The organism is Mycobacterium sp. MUNTM1, assembly GCF_054660795.1.
Genome location: NZ_BAAGDE010000026.1, coordinates 1 through 16,746, shown reverse-complemented (window position 1 = coordinate 16,746; position 16,746 = coordinate 1). Strand labels below are relative to the sequence as shown.

Annotated in this window: 18 protein-coding genes and 1 pseudogene; 9 read left to right on the top strand and 10 right to left on the bottom strand. The window is 69.3% G+C overall.

The genetic code is table 11. The features are described 5' to 3' along the window. Window position 1: 1 nt before the first annotated feature. The 4 genes from ACYQ8K_RS16150 to ACYQ8K_RS16135 are packed head-to-tail and all read right to left on the bottom strand — an operon-like array spanning window position 2 to window position 3,181. On the bottom strand, window positions 2–817 hold the full coding sequence (locus ACYQ8K_RS16150; protein ID WP_459970453.1) for an HAD family hydrolase: 816 nt from the start codon (window positions 815–817) through the stop codon (window positions 2–4). Between the two features lie 34 nt (window positions 818–851). Then, window positions 852–1,637: a lysophospholipid acyltransferase family protein gene (locus tag ACYQ8K_RS16145; protein ID WP_459970452.1), complete on the bottom strand. Its 786-nt coding sequence runs from the start codon at window positions 1,635–1,637 to the stop codon at window positions 852–854. 14 nt (window positions 1,638–1,651) lie between these two features. Beyond that, on the bottom strand, window positions 1,652–2,407 hold the full coding sequence (locus ACYQ8K_RS16140) for a lysophospholipid acyltransferase family protein (protein WP_459970450.1): 756 nt from the start codon (window positions 2,405–2,407) through the stop codon (window positions 1,652–1,654). A gap of 6 nt (window positions 2,408–2,413) precedes the next feature. After that, window positions 2,414–3,181 (bottom strand): lysophospholipid acyltransferase family protein, encoded by a 768-nt coding sequence (locus tag ACYQ8K_RS16135; protein ID WP_459970448.1) that lies wholly within the window; start codon window positions 3,179–3,181, stop codon window positions 2,414–2,416. Between the two features lie 199 nt (window positions 3,182–3,380). Here ACYQ8K_RS16135 and ACYQ8K_RS16130 point away from each other — a divergent pair, with 199 nt between their 5' ends. Both ACYQ8K_RS16130 and ACYQ8K_RS16125 read left to right on the top strand, forming a co-directional pair. Continuing rightward, window positions 3,381–4,931 carry a Rieske 2Fe-2S domain-containing protein gene (locus tag ACYQ8K_RS16130; RefSeq protein WP_459970446.1) on the top strand — a complete coding sequence of 517 codons (1,551 nt, stop codon included), beginning with the start codon at window positions 3,381–3,383 and terminating at the stop codon, window positions 4,929–4,931. Next, window positions 4,928–5,260: a hypothetical protein gene (locus ACYQ8K_RS16125; protein WP_459970445.1), complete on the top strand. Its 333-nt coding sequence runs from the start codon at window positions 4,928–4,930 to the stop codon at window positions 5,258–5,260. The genes ACYQ8K_RS16130 and ACYQ8K_RS16125 overlap by 4 nt, the downstream gene beginning before the upstream one ends. On the opposite strand, the gene ACYQ8K_RS16120 is transcribed toward ACYQ8K_RS16125, so the two are convergent. Further along, window positions 5,257–6,825: a phytoene desaturase family protein gene (locus tag ACYQ8K_RS16120; RefSeq protein ID WP_459970443.1), complete on the bottom strand. Its 1,569-nt coding sequence runs from the start codon at window positions 6,823–6,825 to the stop codon at window positions 5,257–5,259. The genes ACYQ8K_RS16125 and ACYQ8K_RS16120 overlap by 4 nt on opposite strands. A gap of 48 nt (window positions 6,826–6,873) precedes the next feature. Then, on the bottom strand, window positions 6,874–7,521 hold the full coding sequence (locus tag ACYQ8K_RS16115) for a TetR/AcrR family transcriptional regulator (RefSeq protein WP_459970441.1): 648 nt from the start codon (window positions 7,519–7,521) through the stop codon (window positions 6,874–6,876). A gap of 88 nt (window positions 7,522–7,609) precedes the next feature. Between ACYQ8K_RS16115 and ACYQ8K_RS16110 the strand changes: the two genes are divergently transcribed. Beyond that, window positions 7,610–8,095, top strand: coding sequence for a DUF2834 domain-containing protein (locus tag ACYQ8K_RS16110; protein ID WP_459970439.1), 486 nt, complete (start codon window positions 7,610–7,612; stop codon window positions 8,093–8,095). On the opposite strand, the gene ACYQ8K_RS16105 is transcribed toward ACYQ8K_RS16110, so the two are convergent. Further along, a complete protein-coding gene (locus ACYQ8K_RS16105; RefSeq protein WP_459970437.1) occupies window positions 8,092–8,664 on the bottom strand; it encodes a class I SAM-dependent methyltransferase in 573 nt (190 codons plus the stop codon). The genes ACYQ8K_RS16110 and ACYQ8K_RS16105 overlap by 4 nt on opposite strands. Before the next feature lie 79 nt (window positions 8,665–8,743). On the opposite strand from ACYQ8K_RS16105, the gene ACYQ8K_RS16100 reads away from it, so the two are divergent. Further along, window positions 8,744–9,493 carry an AraC family transcriptional regulator gene (locus ACYQ8K_RS16100; RefSeq protein ID WP_459970436.1) on the top strand — a complete coding sequence of 250 codons (750 nt, stop codon included), beginning with the start codon at window positions 8,744–8,746 and terminating at the stop codon, window positions 9,491–9,493. Here ACYQ8K_RS16100 and serS read toward each other — a convergent pair. After that, a complete protein-coding gene (gene serS / locus ACYQ8K_RS16095; RefSeq protein ID WP_459970434.1) occupies window positions 9,490–10,749 on the bottom strand; it encodes a serine--tRNA ligase in 1,260 nt (419 codons plus the stop codon). The genes ACYQ8K_RS16100 and serS overlap by 4 nt on opposite strands. Before the next feature lie 111 nt (window positions 10,750–10,860). Between serS and ACYQ8K_RS16090 the strand changes: the two genes are divergently transcribed. The 3 genes and pseudogenes from ACYQ8K_RS16090 to ACYQ8K_RS16080 all read left to right on the top strand — a co-directional run bounded on the left by ACYQ8K_RS16090 (window position 10,861) and on the right by ACYQ8K_RS16080 (window position 12,873). Further along, entirely contained in the window at window positions 10,861–12,252 is a 1,392-nt protein-coding gene (locus tag ACYQ8K_RS16090) for a septum formation family protein (RefSeq protein ID WP_459970432.1), read from the top strand. A gap of 4 nt (window positions 12,253–12,256) precedes the next feature. After that, window positions 12,257–12,681 (top strand): annotated as a pseudogene (locus tag ACYQ8K_RS16085) (metallopeptidase family protein); the annotation flags it as partial. Next, the gene (locus ACYQ8K_RS16080; RefSeq protein ID WP_459970524.1) at window positions 12,682–12,873 is read left to right on the top strand and encodes a hypothetical protein; all 192 of its coding nucleotides are present in this window, start codon (window positions 12,682–12,684) and stop codon (window positions 12,871–12,873) included. 6 nt (window positions 12,874–12,879) lie between these two features. On the opposite strand, the gene ACYQ8K_RS16075 is transcribed toward ACYQ8K_RS16080, so the two are convergent. Next, window positions 12,880–13,566 (bottom strand): histidine phosphatase family protein, encoded by a 687-nt coding sequence (locus ACYQ8K_RS16075; RefSeq protein WP_459970430.1) that lies wholly within the window; start codon window positions 13,564–13,566, stop codon window positions 12,880–12,882. Next, window positions 13,563–14,504, bottom strand: a complete 942-nt coding sequence (gene pheA, locus ACYQ8K_RS16070) for a prephenate dehydratase (protein ID WP_459970428.1) — start codon at window positions 14,502–14,504, stop codon at window positions 13,563–13,565. The genes ACYQ8K_RS16075 and pheA overlap by 4 nt, the downstream gene beginning before the upstream one ends. A gap of 88 nt (window positions 14,505–14,592) precedes the next feature. Here pheA and ACYQ8K_RS16065 point away from each other — a divergent pair, with 88 nt between their 5' ends. Both ACYQ8K_RS16065 and ACYQ8K_RS16060 read left to right on the top strand, forming a co-directional pair. Then, window positions 14,593–15,387 carry a DUF2470 domain-containing protein gene (locus tag ACYQ8K_RS16065; protein ID WP_459970426.1) on the top strand — a complete coding sequence of 265 codons (795 nt, stop codon included), beginning with the start codon at window positions 14,593–14,595 and terminating at the stop codon, window positions 15,385–15,387. A gap of 67 nt (window positions 15,388–15,454) precedes the next feature. Beyond that, the gene (locus ACYQ8K_RS16060) at window positions 15,455–16,663 is read left to right on the top strand and encodes an LCP family protein (RefSeq protein ID WP_459970425.1); all 1,209 of its coding nucleotides are present in this window, start codon (window positions 15,455–15,457) and stop codon (window positions 16,661–16,663) included. Window positions 16,664–16,746: the final 83 nt, after the last annotated feature.

Below are 16,746 nucleotides of genomic sequence, written 5' to 3'. Positions count from 1 at the left end.
GCTAGAGCCACCAGCGTTCCAGCACCCGGCCCACCCCGTCGTCATTGTTGGTGGTGGTGACCTCGTCGGCGGCCGCCTGCACGTCCGGATGCGCGTTGCCCATCGCCACGCCGTGCCCCGCCCAGCGCAGCATCGGCAAATCGTTGGGCATGTCGCCGAACGCCACCACCTCCTCGCGGGCGATCTCCAGCGGCCGGGCGACCTCGTCGATGCCGGTGGCCTTGCTGATGCCCAGCGGCACGATCTCGATCAGGCCGTTGTTGGTGGAGTAGGTGATGTCGCCCTCGATGCCGACGTGCTTGGCCAGTTCGGCCGCCATGTCCGCGCTGCGGGCCCCGGATCGACGGATGAGCAGCTTGATGGCCGGGGCGCTGAGCAGATCCTGGATGGACACCTCGGTGTTGTCCGGGTTCAGCCAGGCATGCTCGTAGCCGGGCGAGCTGACGAACTGGGGCGTCGCCGTGTCATGGGCGCTCTCGCCGATGCGCTCGACGGCCAGCCCCGCGCCGGGGATGACGCGGGTCGCCAGCTCCGCCAGCTCGGCCAGGGTGTCGACGGGCAGCGTGCGGGTCGACACCACCCGGTCGGTCGCGGCGTCGTAGATGACAGCACCGTTGGCGCACACCGAAACTGGGGCGAAGCCCAGCGCATCGACGACGGGCCGGATCCAGCGCGGCGGACGGCCGGTCGCCACCACGAACTGCGCGCCGCAGGCCACCGCGGCGCGGATCGCGTCGCGGGTGCGCGGTGAGATCCTCTCGTCGTCGTCGAACAGGGTGCCGTCGACGTCGCAGGCGATGAGTGCCGGCAGGGTCATCGGAACCGCCCGCCCCGGCGGCTGGCCGCTCCGCTCAATGCCGCCCGCTCTGTTCCTGGCCGGGCCGCGTCACGCCGTCGGTGCCGTACTTCTGCAGCCGCTCCTGCAACTCCGACAGCCGCAGCGCCCGGGAATCCTCCTGGGTGGGCGCGCTGCCACCCAGCCTGCGCGGCACCCAGAATTCGTCCTTCGGGTGCGGATATTCGTCCTGCACCCGATACAGCAGGTCATTCATCGCCGAACGCAGCAGCAGGTTGAGCTCCTCGGGCGTGCCCCGCGGCGGCAACGGCTGCCCGGCCGCAACGGTGATCGGAACCTTGTTGCGAAACACCTTCTTCGGGTGGTCCTTGGGCCAGATCCGGTGAGCGCCCCACACGACGATCGGAACGATCGGCACCTGGGCGTCCAGCGCCATGCGCGCCGCCCCGGTCTTGAACTCGCGCAGTTCGAAACTGCGGCTGATGGTGGCCTCGGGGTGCATCCCGATCAGCTCGCCCTCGCGCATGCGCTGCACGGCCACATCGAGGGCGTCGTGCCCCGACCGGCGATCCACCGGGATCAGCCGGGCGTGATTGATGACGTAGTTGACGGCCTTCACGTCGGCCATCTCGGCCTTGATCATGAAGTAGGCGCGCCGCTTGCGCTCACGCACGGCCATCAGCGTCGGGAGCCAGTCCAGGTAGCTGGTGTGGTTCTGGGCCAGCAGGGCGCCGCCGCGCGCCGGAATGTTCTCCAGGCCGTGGTAGGTGAACGTGGTCCCCTGCATCGCCACCATCGGCGGCACGATCCACTCCGCCAGCCGGTAGAACCCCTCGGGCATGTCTTCTCCTTCGCCTACTGCGACGGGCGCTCGGTCCTTTTGGCCGAGCGGGCCGCCGCCTCGGTAGCCTCCATCCGGGCGGCTTCCGCCAGGGTTGGCGCTGCGCCGCCTAGCCGGTGCGGCATCCAGTACGCACCGGGCTCGCCCGGATAGTGCCGTTGCGCCCGGTGCAGCAAGGTGGTCATCGAGTCGCGCAGGGCAGCGTCGGTCTGCGCGATGTCCGCGCGCGCCGAGAGCGGCGCGCCTACCTGCACAGTAATAGGTATTTTGGCGCGGCCCACATTCCGCGGGTGGTCCTTGGTCCAGATCCGCTGCGCCCCCCAGACGATCACCGGCACGATCGGGACCCCGGCTTCGATGGCCATCCGGGCCGCGCCGGTCTTGAACTCCTTGAGCTCGAAGCTGCGGCTGATCGTTGCTTCCGGGTAGACGCCGACCAGCTCACCTTCGCGCAGCCGCTGCACCGCGATCGCATAGGCAGCCGCCCCGGCGCCGCGGTCCACCGGGATGGTCCGGGTGTGTTTGATCAGGAAATTGACCGGCTTGACCTGCTGCATCTCGGCTTTGATCATGAACCTCAGCCGACGTCCCCGGCGGTGTACGGCCAGCGCGGCGGGCAGGAAGTCGACGTAGCTGGTGTGGTTGATCGCCACCACGGCGCCGCCCCGCTCGGGGATCTGCTCCTCACCCCGGTAGGTGATTCGGGTGCCGGTGGCCTTGACCGCCAGTCGAGCGAGAAGCTCCAAAGCGCGGAAGGTCGGCTCCACCATCGATCACTACTCCGACGCCCCTGCGGACCGGGCCCGGCGGGCCGCCCGGGCGGCCGCCTCCTCGGCCTCCAGCTGGGCCGCCTGCGCCAGCGACGGAGCGCCTCCGCCCAACCGGTGAGGCACCCAGAACTCGCCGGCCGGGTGCGGCCCGTACATCTCCTGCGCGCGCTCCAGCAGATGCTGCATGCGCGAATGCAGCAGCCCCTTCAGTTCCTCGATGCCGAGCGTGGGCTCGATCGGTTCGCCGACCAGCACCGTGATCGGAACCTTCGGACGCCACAGCTTCTTCGGGTGGTCCTTGGTCCAGATCCGCTGGGCGCCCCAGACGATGTGCGGAACGATCGGCACGCCGGCCTCGACGGCCATCCGCGCGGCCCCCGATTTGAATTCCTTGATCTCGAAGCTGCGGCTGATCGTGGCTTCCGGGTAGACGCCGACCAGCTCGCCGTCCTTCAAGTGCCGGACGGCGGCCTCGAAGGAGGCGGCGCCGTCTTGCCGATTCACCGAGATGTGCCGCAGGCTGCGCATGATCGGCCCGGTGATCTTGTGGTCGAAAACCTCCTGCTTGGCCATGAACCGCACCTTGCGACCCAGGCCCTGCTTGTAGGCCGGCAGTCCCGCGAAGGTGAAGTCCAGGTAGCCCGTGTGGTTGATCGCGATCACCGCACCGCCGCTCTTCGGCAGGTTCTCCACCCCTGTGATGGTGATCTTCAGACCCTGGACACGCCACACCAGGCGGGCGAGCTGAATGACAGTCCCGTAAACCGGTTCCACAGCAGTTCAGCCTAATGCTCTCAACCCTGCGCCGCCCCAACAGCCGGAAATCCCCGGTGGACCGACGGGCTCGGGGTGCTCCGTCACCGGACCGCGGTGACGGGCCGACGGTGCCGGCTCGCGCTAAGCTCGGGGGCTGAAAAGCCGTCACCCCCGGCCGAGGCCGCGGCAGCCTTTAACCGGCCCCAGGAAGGTATCAGTGCAGGTCACCAGCGTCGGCCACGCCGGATTTCTGATTCGGACCCAAGCGGGCAGCATCCTTTGCGACCCGTGGGTCAACCCCGCCTACTTCGCGTCGTGGTTCCCGTTCCCGGACAACAGCACGCTGGACTGGGACGAGCTCGGCGGGTGCGACTACCTGTATGTGTCGCACCTGCACAAGGACCACTTCGACGCCAAGAACCTGGCCGAGCACGTCAACAAGGACGCGGTGGTGTTGCTGCCGGACTTCCCGGTGCCCGATCTGCGAAATGAGTTGGAGAAGCTGGGTTTTCACCGGTTCTTCGAGACCAGCGACTCGGTCAAGCACCGGATTGGCGGGTCCAAGGGCGAGCTCGACGTCATGATCATCGCCTTGCGGGCGCCCGCCGACGGCCCGATCGGTGATTCGGCGCTGCTGGTATCCGACGGCGCGACAACGGTTTTCAACATGAACGACGCCCGGCCCGTTGACCTCGACGTGCTGGCGTCCGAGTTCGGGCACATCGACGTGCACATGCTGCAGTACTCGGGGGCCATCTGGTACCCGATGGTCTACGACATGCCTGACCGCGCCAAGGAGTCGTTCGGCGTGCAGAAGCGGCAACGGCAAATGGACCGCGCCCGCCAGTACCTCGCCCAGGTCGGGGCGACGTGGGTGGTCCCGTCGGCGGGCCCGCCCTGCTTCCTGGATCCGGAGCTGCGCCACCTCAACGACGACCACGGCGATCCGGCCAACATCTTCCCCGACCAGATGGTGTTCCTGGACCAGATGCGTAGGCACGGCAACGACGGCGGGCTGCTGATGATCCCCGGCTCGACCGCCGACTTCACCGGCTCCACCCTGAATTCGCTGACCCATCCGCTGCCCTCCGACGAGGTCGAGGCCATCTTCACCACGGGCAAGGCCGACTACATCGCCGACTACGCCGAACGCATGGCGCCGGTCGTCGCCGCGCAGCGGGCCGGCTGGGCGCCGGCCACCGGGGAGCCGCTGCTGGAACCGTTGCGCGCCCTGTTCGAGCCGATCATGTCGCAAAGCGACGAGATCTGCGACGGGATCGGCTATCCCGTCGAGCTGGTGATCGGACCGGAGACCGTGATCCTGGACTTCCCGAAACGAACTGTGCGGGAACGGATTCCGGATGAGAAGGTGCGCTACGGGTTCGCGATAGCACCGGAGTTGGTCCGCACCGTGCTGCGCGACGGCGAGCCGGACTGGGTCAACACCATCTTCCTGTCGACCCGGTTCAGGGCCTGGCGAGTGGGCGGCTACAACGAATACCTGTACACGTTCTTCAAGTGCCTGACCGACGAACGGATCGCCTACGCCGACGGCTGGTTCGCCGAGACCCACGACGACTCGGCCTCGGTCACGCTGGACGGCTGGGAGATCCAGCGCCGCTGCCCGCACCTCAAGGCCGACCTGTCGAAATTCGGTGTGGTCGAGGGAAACACGTTGACCTGCAACCTGCATGGCTGGCAGTGGCGACTCGACGACGGGCGCTGCCTCACCGCGAAGGGTCACCAGCTGCGGAGTTCGCGGGCGTGAACGACTCCTACGATGACGGCCTGGTCCAGCTGGACCGTGCGGCGATCACGTTGCGCCGCTACCACTTTCCCTCTGGCACGTCGAAGGTGATCGCACTCGACGCGATCCGCGGGTACAAAGCCGAGGGCCTGGGGCTCTTCACCCACCGGTTCCGGATATGGGGCAGCTCGGACTTTCGCCGCTGGCTGCCGCTCGACATGAGCAGGCCGTTCAAGTCGAAGCTGATCACGCTGGACGTACCGGGCACGCGGCCCGCCCCCGCGTTCACCCCGGCGCGCCCCGACGAGTTCACCGCCCTGTTGGACGCACTGCTCAGCCGGCGCGGCTAGGACCCCGCCGCGCGGTCGGTGAGAGCTTGGCGCGCCGCGTTGTAGCCGGGGATGAAGGTGATCCCCGGGCCGCCGTGGCAGCCCGCGCTGCCCAGGTAGAGGCCCTCGATCGGGATCGGCTGGCCGCGGAAACCCCGCGGGCCGGGGCGGTTGGGCCCGATCTGGTTGGCGTTCAACAGCCCGTGGCAGTAGTCGCCGCCCGGGGCGCCGAACATCACGCCCATGTGCCGGGGGGTGAAGGTGGTGTGCCGGATGATGCTGCGTTCGAAATTCGGCGCGAGCCTGGTGATCTTGTCGATCACCCGCTGGCCCATTTCGACCTTGGCCTGCCCGTAGTCCACGTCGCCCTCGATCGGGAAGAAGAGCGCGAACGCCGACGCGGCGTGCTTTCCCTCCGGCGCCAGGTCGGGGTCGTTCTGCGAGGGGATCTGCAACACGACGGTCGGGTCGGCCGGGACGATGCCGCGCCGCGCGTCCTCCCATTGCTGCTGGACTTCCTCCGGTGTGCAGAACAGGCCGATCGAGGCCTGCATGGCCGGTGAGTTGAGGGCCTCGTACGGCGCGGCGAAGACGGGTGCCTCCTCGAGTGCGAAGTGCATCTGCAGGTAGCTGCCGCGGTGGTCGATGCGCGCATAGCGCTCCCGGATGTCGGCGGGCAGCGCGCCGTGTTCGATCATCTCGTTGAGCGTGACGTCCGGGGCGATGCCGGAGACCACGATCGGGGCGTTCAACGTCTCGCCCGCCTCGGTGCGCACCCCGGTCACCCGCCCGTCGGCGATCAGGATCTCGGTCACCTTGGTGCGCAACCGGAGTTCGCCGCCATGGCTTTGCAGCACGTCGCACAGGTGTGAGGTGAGGGCGCCGATGCCGCCGCGCAGCTTCTTCATCTGCATGCTGTCGCCGTCGGGCACGCCGAGGCCGAAGGCGAGCGCGGCGGCGCTGCCGGGCGTGGACGGCCCCCGGTAGAGCGTGTTGACGGCCAGCACGGTCATCGAGCCGCGGATCGCACCGAACTTCTCGCGGTCCGGCAGGTAGCGGTCCAACACGTCGGTGACCGAGCCGAACAGCATGTCGTCGATCGCCGAGCGTTCGAATTCGTTTGTCGCACAGGCGTACATCTCGTCGATGCTCTTGGGTGGTGTGCCGGCCTCGAACCGGCCCAGCGCGCGGGTCGGCCCCTGGCTCCAGGCCATCAACCCCGCCATCCCGTTGACCGCGTCGGCGCCGTGCACCTCGTTGAGATGGGTGAAGAGCTTGATGGGGTCGCTGTACTGCACCAGCGGATCGTCGCCGACACCGCGCACGGCCACCGACATCACGTCCAGGTCGATCGTCGCAATGGTGTCCAGGCCCAGCTCGTCGACCACCACCTGGGACGTCGGGAATTGCACCGAGCCGGCGATCTCGAACTGGTACCCGTCGAAAAGCTCGACGGTGGAGGCCATGCCGCCCGCGTAGAGCTTGGGATCCAGGCACACGGTACGCAGCCCGGCCTTCTGCAGCAGCACGGCGGCGGTCAGCCCGTTGTGGCCCGCACCGATAACTATCGCGTCGTAATCAGTCATGTCCTGCCCTCCGGAATGGAGGCTCGCACGACGCCAAAGTTTTGTCAATTATGACGAAACTTCACGGGCGGTCGCCGTGACCCAGGTGTCGGTAATCCCCGCCCGCAGCGCCTCCAGTGCCGCATGGCACAGCCGCGCGAGTTCGCCCAGCGACCGCTCGTGGCTGTCCATCCAGACCTCCATCGCGCCGAACACCGCGGCCGCAATGCATCTCGCGGTGACGGCGGTACGCACCCGTCGGTCCGCCGTCGGACCCGCGGCGCCGTTGGCCCCGCGGCTGCGCCGTTGCAGCTGCGCGGCAATGGCGTCGGCGAAGTCGGCCTGGACCTCCCGGATGTGGCGGACGATGCGGCCGGGGTCCAGCTCGTCTTGCCGCAGGGCGGCGATCTTGGTGACGGCGTCGACGTCATACGGGAACGAGAAAATGGCCGCCTGCACCGAGTCGATGATGGGTTCTTCGGCGGGCCTGGCATCCAGGGCGGAGCGAAACCAGTGCAGCCCGGTGTAGTCGGCGAACAGCAGATCGTGCTTGGAGCTGAAGTGGCGGTAGAACGTCCGCAGCGACACCCCGGCGTCGGCCGCGATCTGCTCGGCCGAGGTGTCTTCCACGCCCTGAGCCAGGAACCGCACCAGGGCGGCCTGCCGCAACGCTTCGCGAGTGCGCTCGCTGCGCGCCGTCTGCGCGGGCCTGACCATGCGAAGAAGGTATCAAGCCGGCGGCGTTGCCATTGCTTTTGTTGTGTCAATATTGACAAAACTTTGCGGCCGGGGTGAGACTGCGCCCATGGTCTCGCTACTCACCCACGCGGTACTCGGCCTGGCGGTCATCAGCTGGATCGTCACGGCGAACAGAGGAGTTTTCGCCCGGCCGGCCGACGGCCCGCTCTTCTCGCCGATGGAAGTCGTGTACTACGTCGTCGGCATCGCGTCGGTCGCCCTCGGCTGGTATTTCAACATCACCTTCGTGCAGCAGTATTCGCACGGATCCACCAACCCGCTCTGGGGCGAACACGGCAGCTGGGTCGAATACATCAAGCTGATGTTCACCAACCCGGCCGCCAGCTCGGCCAGCCAGGACTACACGATCGCCAATGTTGTTCTGCTGCCGCTTTTTACGATCGTGGACGGCTACCGCCGCGGCCTGCGCCACCCGTGGCTGTACTTCGTGTCCAGCCTGTTCACCAGCTTCGCGTTCGCATTCGCGTTCTACTTCGCGACCATGGAACGTCAGCGCCGGCACGAACGGGACCGCTCGACGGTCCACGCCTAGCCCACCGGCTTGGTGGCCCGCCACTTCTGCCGGCCGGCCCGGACCTCGGTGTGGACGTCGCTGAACCCCGCGGCCCGAAGCCGCCCGGGCAGGTCCGCCGGCGCGATCGGGTTGTAGGTGTCGGCGACGTGGATCAGCCGGAACGCCAACGACGGCACGCCGTCGCTGCCGGCGAACACCCCTCCGGGGTGCAGCACCCGGAACGCCTCGGCGAACAGGCGGTCCTGCAGCTCGGGGCGGGGCACGTGGTGCAGCATCGTGAAGCACACCACCGAGGTGAAATGGTCTGCGGGCAATCCGGTTTCACCGCCGTCGCCGTGGATGATGCGCGCCCGGTCGCCAAACATGCGCTGCAGGCGATCGGCCATCACGGCGTCCACTTCGACCGCGGTGAGCGACGCCGTGCGATCCAGCAGGGCGCGCAATGTCGCCCCGTATCCGGGGCCGATTTCCAAAGTGCGCGCGCCCAATTCGACGTCTCGCAGCGCCCAGGGCAACAACTGATCGGCCACTGCCTTTTCCCAGTCCGCTGAGCTGCACCGGCGTCGGTGCAGGAGATTCATCGCCATCCTGATCCCGCCTTTCTGTGGGTCATCCAGAACGCTATGCGACCATCCATAGTGCGGGCTTCCGATATCCTGCCGAGATATGTCGAAATTCAGCCACCACGGGCCGGCGACGTCGTCGCAGACGTTGCCGCCGGGGGCGCAGATCCAACGGCACCGGCATCCCCTGCACCAGATCGTCTACCCGTCGTCGGGTGCGGTCTCGGTGACGACCCCGGCGGGCACGTGGATCACGCCGGCGAACCGTGCCATCTGGATACCGGCGGGGTGCTGGCACGAACACAAGTTCCACGGCACCACGCAGTTTCACGGCGTCGCGCTGGACCCGGCCCGCTATCGCCGCGGCCCCGGGGCGCCCGCCGTCCTAGCGGTCACTCCATTGATGCGCGAACTGATCATCGCGTGTTCGCAGACCGACGGCACCGACACCGACGCGCATCACCGGATGCTGGCCGTGCTGCAGGACCAGTTAGAGGCGACCGGCGTCGGGGAACCGCTGTGGATTCCCACCCCGGCCGACGACCGGCTGCGTCAAGCCTGCGCGTTGATCGCCGAAAATCTACGAGAGTCGTTGACGCTGAAGGAGATTGGCAACCGAGTCGGCGTCGGCCAGCGCACGCTGAGCCGCCTCTTCAGCGACGAGCTGGCCATGACGTTCCCGCAGTGGCGCACCCAGGTCCGGCTGCAACACGCCCTCGTGCTGCTCGCCGAGCGGCGTGACGTCACCTCTGTGGCAGCCGAATGCGGTTGGGCCACACCTAGTGCCTTCATCGACAGCTACCGGCGAGCGTTCGGACACACCCCCGGCCAGCTGGCCGCAAAGGGCTTCTAGCCGATGGGCTCCAGCACCTCGGTCCCGACGAACGGCACCAGCGCCCCGGGCACCCGCACGCTGCCGTCGGGCTGCTGGTGGTTCTCCAGGATCGCCACCAACCACCGCGTGGTGCCCAGCGTGCCGTTCAGCGTCGCGGCGGTCTGCGGTTTGCCCGCCTCGTCGCGATACCGGGTGGCCAGCCGGCGGGCCTGGAACGTCGTGCAATTCGACGTCGACGTCAGCTCGCGATAGGCGCCCTGCGTGGGAACCCAAGCCTCACAATCGAATTTGCGCGCGGCCGACGATCCCAGATCGCCCGCGGCGACGTCGATCACCCGGTAGGGCACCTCGATGCGCGCCAGCATCTCACGCTGCCAGCCCAGCAGCCGCTGGTGTTCGGCCTCGGCGTCGGCGGGTGTGCAGTAGACGAATCCCTCGACCTTGTCGAACTGGTGCACCCGAATGATGCCGCGGGTGTCCTTGCCGTAGCTGCCGGCCTCGCGCCGGAAGCACGACGACCACCCGGCATACCGCAGCGGCCCGCCGGACAGGTCCAAGATCTCGTCGGAGTGATAGCCCGCCAGCGGCACCTCCGAGGTGCCCACCAGATACAGATCGTCGGCCTCCACCCGGTAGACCTCCTCGGCGTGCGCGCCCAGGAATCCGGTGCCGGCCATCACCTCCGGGCGCACCAGCACCGGTGGAATCATCGGGACGAAGCCGTTCTCGACGGCCAGCCGCAACGCCAGCTGCAACAGGCCCAGCTGGAGCAGCGCGCCCTTGCCGGTCAGGAAGTAGAACCGCGACCCGGACACCTTGGCCCCGCGCTGCATGTCGATGAGCCCGAGCGATTCGCCGAGTTCCAGGTGGTCCTTCGGGTTGCCGATCGCCGCGGGCTCGCCGACCAGGTCGAGGACGGCGAAGTCGTCCTCGCCGCCGGCGGGCACCCCGTCGATGACGACGTTGGAGATGGCCATGTGCGCCGCGGTGAACGCCGTCTCCGCGTCGGCCTGGGCGGTTTCGGCGGCCCTCACCTGCTCGGCCAGTTCCTTGGCGCGTGCCAGCTTGGCCGGGCGCTCCTCGGGGGACGCCGCCCCGACGCTCCTGCTGGCGGCCTTCTGCTCGGCCCGCAGGGAGTCGGCCGACGAGATCGCGGCCCGGCGGGCGGCGTCGGCGGTCAAAAGGGCGTCTACCAGCGACGGGTCCTCGCCACGACTGAGTTGGGAGCGGCGCACGACGTCGGGGTCTTCCCGGAGCTGCTTCAGGTCGATCACGGCCCTGAGACTACTTTCACCGCTGCCGGCGGATTCGCGGCGCATCCACCCGCTTGGTCGCAGGACTCACATCAGTAACTTTTGTCACGCGTCTCAGGTGCTGCTGTCAGAATGGAGCCGATGTCGCAAGCGCCCGAGAAGGAACTTTCGGACGCCCGGGAAGCCCGGGCGGTCGAGTCGACCGATGAGTCGTCCGGTCAGCAGCCGTCCACCTTCCTATGGCCGCGCAGCCTGCAGGCCCGCGCGACCCGGCGCGCGCTGCTGCTGACCGCGCTCGGTGGCCTGTTGATCGCCGGGCTGGTCACCGCGATCCCGGTCGGTGGTCCCGGCTCGGGCCGCTTCCTCGACAGCAGCCCGGTGCGCAGCACCGGCACCAAGAGCGACGCCGCCTTCAACCGCGCCTCCCCCGGGGAGTGCCTGATGTGGCCGGACACCTCCCCGGAGTCGGCCAGGATCGTCAACTGCGGTGACGACCACAAGTTCGAGGTCGCCGAATCCATTGACATGCGGACGTTCCCGGGCTCCGAGTACGGGCCCAACGCCGCGCCCCCGACGCCCGCGCGCATCCAGCAGATCACCCAGGAGCAGTGCGAGGCCGCCGTCCGCACTTACCTCGGCGCCAAGTTCGATCCGAACAGCCGGTTCACCGTCAGCCTGCTGTGGCCCGGCGACCGGGCCTGGCGCCAGTCCGGCGATCGCCGCATGCTGTGCGGCCTGCAGCTGCCCGGCATGAACAACCAGCAGCAGGTGTTCAAGGGCAAGGTCGCCGACGTCGACCAGTCCAAGGTGTGGCCGGCCGGCACGTGCCTGGGCATCGATTCGGCGACCAACCAGCCGACCGATGCGCCGGTCGACTGCGCGGCGCCGCACGCGATGGAGGTCACCGGCACGGTCAACCTGGCCGAGAAGTTCCCCGGTGCCCTGCCGGCCGAGCCGGACCAGGATGGCTTCATCAAGGACTCGTGCACCAAGATGACCGACGCGTACCTGGCGCCGGTCAAGCTGCGCACCACCACCCTGACGCTGATCTACCCGACGGTGCCGCTGGCCAGTTGGACGGCCGGCAGCCGCGAGGTGGCCTGCAGCATCGGCGCGACGCTGGGCAATGGCGGCTGGGCCACCCTGCTGAACAGCGCCAAGGGGCAGCTGCTGATCAACGGCCAGCCGCCGGTGGCGCCGCCCGACATTCCCGAAGAGCGGCTCACCATGCCGCCGATTCCGCTGCAGGTCCCGGCGCAGTCGCCGACCAGCCAGTCCGGCTCGGGTGCCGGCACGGGCTCGGTCCCGGAGATCCCGCCGAACAACCAGCACCTGCCCGGCCAGCAGCCGGTTCAGCAGCCCCAGCAGGCTCCACAGCAGCAGGCGCCGCCGCCGGCGGACAACGGCGCCCCGCCGGCCAATCCGGCACCCGAGGCGCCGACGCCGCCACCCCCACCGCCTGCGCCGCCGGCGAACCCCGCGCCGGAGGCACCGCCCGCCGGGCCGGCGCCCCCGGGAGGCTAGCCGGGTGCCCATGCGGATGGATCCGCAGCGCTTCGACGAATTGGTCTCCGACGCCCTCGACCTGATTCCGCCCGAGCTGGCGGCCGCCATGGACAACGTCGTCGTGCTGGTCGAAGGCCGCCATCCCGAGGACGCCGAACTGCTCGGGCTGTACGAGGGGGTGGCGCTGACCGAGCGCGACTCCGACTACTTCGGCTCGTTGCCGGATGCCATCACCATCTATCGCGAGGCGCTGCTGGACGTCTGCGAATCGGAGGACGAGGTCGTCGAGGAGGTGGCCATCACGGTGATCCACGAGATCGCTCACCACTTCGGCATCGACGACGACCGGCTGCACGAGCTGGGCTGGGCCTGAGGGCCTGGCCCGCCCGCCGGATTCCCGGGCGCGGCATCCCGGATTTGTCGGCGCCGGGTGCTATGAACTCACCTATGAGCATTGACTGCCGCGACTGCCGGGCAGGCTTAGATCACTGTCACGGCACCATCATTCGCCACCCACTGCACCGGTCGGAATGCACGGAGCCGGACTGCTTCACCCCCGAGTTGTTGCCGCACGCCTTCGTCATCGACTGCGACGCCGTCGGCTGCACATGCACCGAGGTCATCGCGCTGGCCGTCTGACCGGAGTCAGCCCATCGGGTCGGTGCTCGACCGCACCGCGTCCGCGGCCGGGGTCGCCTCTTCCTCCGGGTAGAACGGCGGCGTCAAGCTCCCCCACCGCACGCAGCTCCACCGCCCGTCGGTGATCGGGGTCAGCGCCACCGATTCGGTGTTGTCCAGGTGGTTGTCCAGCGCGAAGTCGGCTTCCACGCCGGCCAGCACGGCGGCGGCCAGCCGGATCGCCGCGCCGTGGCTGACCAGAACGATGTCGCCGTGGAAGTCGTCGTTGTCGAGATAGCGCAGGCGCAGGTCGGTGAGCACCGGGACGTACCGGTCCAGCACGTCGTTGCCGGTTTCACCGCCCGGGAGCGCGACGTCGAGTTCGCCGCGGTGCCAACGCTCGTAGACCGCGTTGAACTCGGCGACCGCGTCGTCGTCGTTGCGGTTTTCCAGCCGCCCGACCTGGACCTCGTGGACGCCCGGCACCTCGATGGGCGGCACCTCGACCTGCCCCCCGATCACCGCGGCGGTCTGCAAGGCTCGCGTGGCCACCGAGTGCGCGAGCATCGCCGGCCGCCCGGAGCCGCGGGCGAACGCGCGGGCCTGGTCGCGGCCCAACGGGGTCAGCTCCGCGCCCGGCGGGCGCGTGTCGAGCCGGCGCTCGACGTTTCCGAATGACTGGCCGTGGCGCACCAGGATCAACCGGCCGCTCACGCCCGCGACCCCCGCTCGTCGGGCGTTCCGCCGCGCAGCCGCGCCAGCCAGCGCGCGCCCTCGTCGGCCGACGGCGGCAATGCACCGGCGGGTGAGCCGGTGGGCCAGGATCCCAGGTATCGCACATCAGCACAACGACGGTGCAGCGCTTTGAGTGCCTCGGCGACGGCATCGTCGTCGATGTGGCCCACGCAGTCGGCGAAAAACCGGTAGGTGCCGAGTCCGGTTCGGGTAGGCCGGGATTCGATGCGGGTCAGGTCGATGCCGCGGACGCCGAATTCGGCGAGCGCGGCCAGCAGCGCACCGGGTGCGTTGTCGATGCTCAGCACCACCGAGGTGCGGTCGGCCCCGGTGCGGGCCGGCGGTGGACCCGGTCGGCCGACCAGGAGGAAGCGGGTGCGGGCGTTGGGTTCGTCGACGACACCCCCGGCCAGGGTGTCGAGCCCCCAGCGGGTGGCGGCCAGCGGCGAGGTCACCGCGGCGTCGACGTGTCCCTCGGCCACCTGCTGGGCGGCGTCGGCGTTGGAGTACGCGGGTCGCAGTTTGGCGTCGGCGAGATTGGCGGCGACCCACTGACGCACCTGGGCTGCCGCCACACCGAAGGCCGCCAGGGTCCGCACCTCCGCCGCGCTGCGGCCGGGTTTGACGACGATGCTGAACGCGACGTCCAGCGTGGTTTCGGCGAATACCTGCAGGGGCGATCCGATGGCCAGGCTGTCCAGGGTGGGCGTCACCGAACCGTCGATTGAATTCTCGATCGGGACGCAGGCGTAGTCGGCGGCGCCGTCGCGCACGGCGTCCAGCGCCGCGGAGGTGCTTTCGACGGGGGAGGGTTGCACTTCTCCGCCCGGCCCGGGAACCAGGCCGGCGGCAGTGATCTGTCGCAGCGCCGCCTCCGTGAACGTCCCCTCCGGACCGAGGTAAGCGATGCGGGTCACGTCCCAACCCTAGCGGCGTCAGGCCAGAAACCCCTTGCGACGCCCACGCCGGTGAGTTAACTTAGGCTTACCTAATCGAAGGATGAGAATGGTGTTACCGCTGAGTTGCCCCGCCCCGACCACTGCCGAACGGATTCGCAGCGCGTGTGTCCGCGCCGGTGGCGCGCTGCTCGCCATCGAGCATGACGACCCGGTCCCGACGCCCGTGCATCACCTGATGGACGACGGGTCGGTCGCGCTGGCGGTCCCCGTCGAGCGGGCGCGCGAGCTCGAACGCCCCATCTCGGGGTGCCCGGCGCTGCTGGAACTGACCGACTACGCGCCGCTTCCGCTGCGCGAACCGGTCCGTTCGCTGGTCTGGGTGCGCGGCCACCTCCAGGAGGTACACCCCAGCGAGATCCTCGCCACCCTCGACCTGATCGCCGCCGAATGCCCGAATCCGGCGCTGCTGGGCGTCGATACCCCGCGCTGTGCGCCGCCCGACGGCGAGGAATCGCGCTACACGCTGCTGCGGCTCGAGATCGCCTCGGTGGTGGTCACCGACGCCACCGGCGCGGAGCCGGTCAGCGTCGGCGATCTGCTCGATGCCCGGCCCGACCCGTTTTGCGCGCTCGAGTCGAGCCTGCTGTGGCACCTGGACACCGCCCACAGCGATGTTTTGGCGCGACTGGTGTCCAGGCTCCCGGCTCCCCTGCGGCGCGGTCACGTGCGACCGCTGGGCCTGGACCGCTACGGAGTGCGGTTCCGCGTCGAGGGCGACGACCGCGATCACGACGTCCGGCTGCCCTTCCACAAACCCGTCGACGACATGACCGGCCTGAGCCAGGCCATCCGGGTGCTGATGGGCTGCCCGTTCATCAACGGACTTCGCGCGCGCGGCTAGCGGTACCCGGCTGGGACAGATCGCGCCGTACCGGCGCGGCGGGGCGCCGGGCACGTACGTTTACCGGGTGAACGGCGACCGCTCACCGCAACGCCGGCGGCCCCCCGGGGGGAGCCCGCCCGCGCAGCCGCGCCCCGGCCAACCACGTCCCGAGCCGCCGCAGGTCATCCGCCACCCGGCCGGCCCGCCGGTGTCGCCGACCGCGCAGACCCAGCCGCTGCGCCAACCGCCGCCACCGCTCGCCGCCGCGCCGGCGTCGCCGGTTCCGCCGCCGCCCCGACCGCACGCGCCGCGTGCGTCCCGGAGGCACAAGTTCCGCTGGGTCCGTGCGGTCGTGTCGGTCCTGCTGGTGGGCCTCCTGCTGATCGGCGCCGGCATCGTCGCGGGGGCGGCCTGGTTCGACCACAAGCTGCACCGCGAGCAGGTGCTCGCCGACTACCCCGATCGGCCCGCGGCCGGCCGGGGCGTCAACTGGCTGATCGTCGGGTCGGACAGTCGCCAGGGGCTCAGCGCCGAGCAGCAGCAGGACCTGGCCACCGGCGGCGACATCGGTAACGGCCGTACCGACACGATCTTGCTGGTGCACGTGCCGGGCGTCGGCGCCGGAGTGCCGACGACCATGGTGTCGATCCCGCGCGATTCGTACGTGCCGATCCCGGGTCACGGCAAGGACAAAATCAACTCCGCGTTCGCGATCGGCGGCGCGCCGTTGCTGGTCCAGACGGTGGAGCAGGCCACCGGGCTGCGCCTCGACCATTACGCCGAGATCGGGTTCGGCGGCTTTGCCGCGCTGGTGGACGCGCTCGGCGGGGTGACGGTGTGCCCGAAGGCCGCCCTCGACGACCCGTTGGCCGGCATCGAGCTGCCGGCGGGCTGCCAGTCCCTCAACGGCCGCAACGCGCTCGGCTATGTCAGGTCGCGCGATACCCCGCGGGCGGATCTGGACCGGATGGTCAACCAACGGCAGTTCGTGGCGGCGCTGCTGCATCGGGCCGCCAGTCCCGCGGTCTGGCTCAATCCGTGGCGCTGGTTTTCGGTGCCGCGGGCGGCCGCCGACGCCCTGACCGTCGACCGGGGCGACCACGTCTGGGATCTGGCCCGCCTCGGCTGGGCACTGCACGGGTCGACGGCCACGATGACCGTCCCGATCGGCGAGTTCACCAGCGGTGATGCCGGGTCGGTGGTGGTGTGGAACCACGACGAGGCCGCCCAGTTGTTCCAGTCGTTGGCGTCCGACGCGCCCCTACCCCCGGCCACCTCAACCGAACAGCAATAGCGGACGGGCTAGCTGTCGTGACCTGAGAGGTTGTTGACGGCGTGCCTGCTTGAAAGTGGGAGGACCTCCTGACGGAGTGGATG

Excerpts from the sequence above, each read along its gene's own strand:
- ACYQ8K_RS16150 (WP_459970453.1), bottom strand. The coding sequence starts at position 817 with ATGACCCTGCCGGCACTCATCGCCTGCGACGTCGACGGCACCCTGTTC.
- ACYQ8K_RS16145 (WP_459970452.1), bottom strand. The coding sequence starts at position 1,637 with ATGCCCGAGGGGTTCTACCGGCTGGCGGAGTGGATCGTGCCGCCGATG.
- ACYQ8K_RS16140 (WP_459970450.1), bottom strand. The coding sequence starts at position 2,407 with ATGGTGGAGCCGACCTTCCGCGCTTTGGAGCTTCTCGCTCGACTGGCG.
- ACYQ8K_RS16120 (WP_459970443.1), bottom strand. The coding sequence starts at position 6,825 with ATGACTGATTACGACGCGATAGTTATCGGTGCGGGCCACAACGGGCTG.
- ACYQ8K_RS16115 (WP_459970441.1), bottom strand. The coding sequence starts at position 7,521 with ATGGTCAGGCCCGCGCAGACGGCGCGCAGCGAGCGCACTCGCGAAGCG.
- ACYQ8K_RS16110 (WP_459970439.1), top strand. The coding sequence starts at position 7,610 with ATGGTCTCGCTACTCACCCACGCGGTACTCGGCCTGGCGGTCATCAGC.
- ACYQ8K_RS16105 (WP_459970437.1), bottom strand. The coding sequence starts at position 8,664 with ATGGCGATGAATCTCCTGCACCGACGCCGGTGCAGCTCAGCGGACTGG.
- ACYQ8K_RS16100 (WP_459970436.1), top strand. The coding sequence starts at position 8,744 with ATGTCGAAATTCAGCCACCACGGGCCGGCGACGTCGTCGCAGACGTTG.
- ACYQ8K_RS16090 (WP_459970432.1), top strand. The coding sequence starts at position 10,861 with ATGGAGCCGATGTCGCAAGCGCCCGAGAAGGAACTTTCGGACGCCCGG.
- ACYQ8K_RS16080 (WP_459970524.1), top strand. The coding sequence starts at position 12,682 with ATGAGCATTGACTGCCGCGACTGCCGGGCAGGCTTAGATCACTGTCAC.
- ACYQ8K_RS16065 (WP_459970426.1), top strand. The coding sequence starts at position 14,593 with ATGGTGTTACCGCTGAGTTGCCCCGCCCCGACCACTGCCGAACGGATT.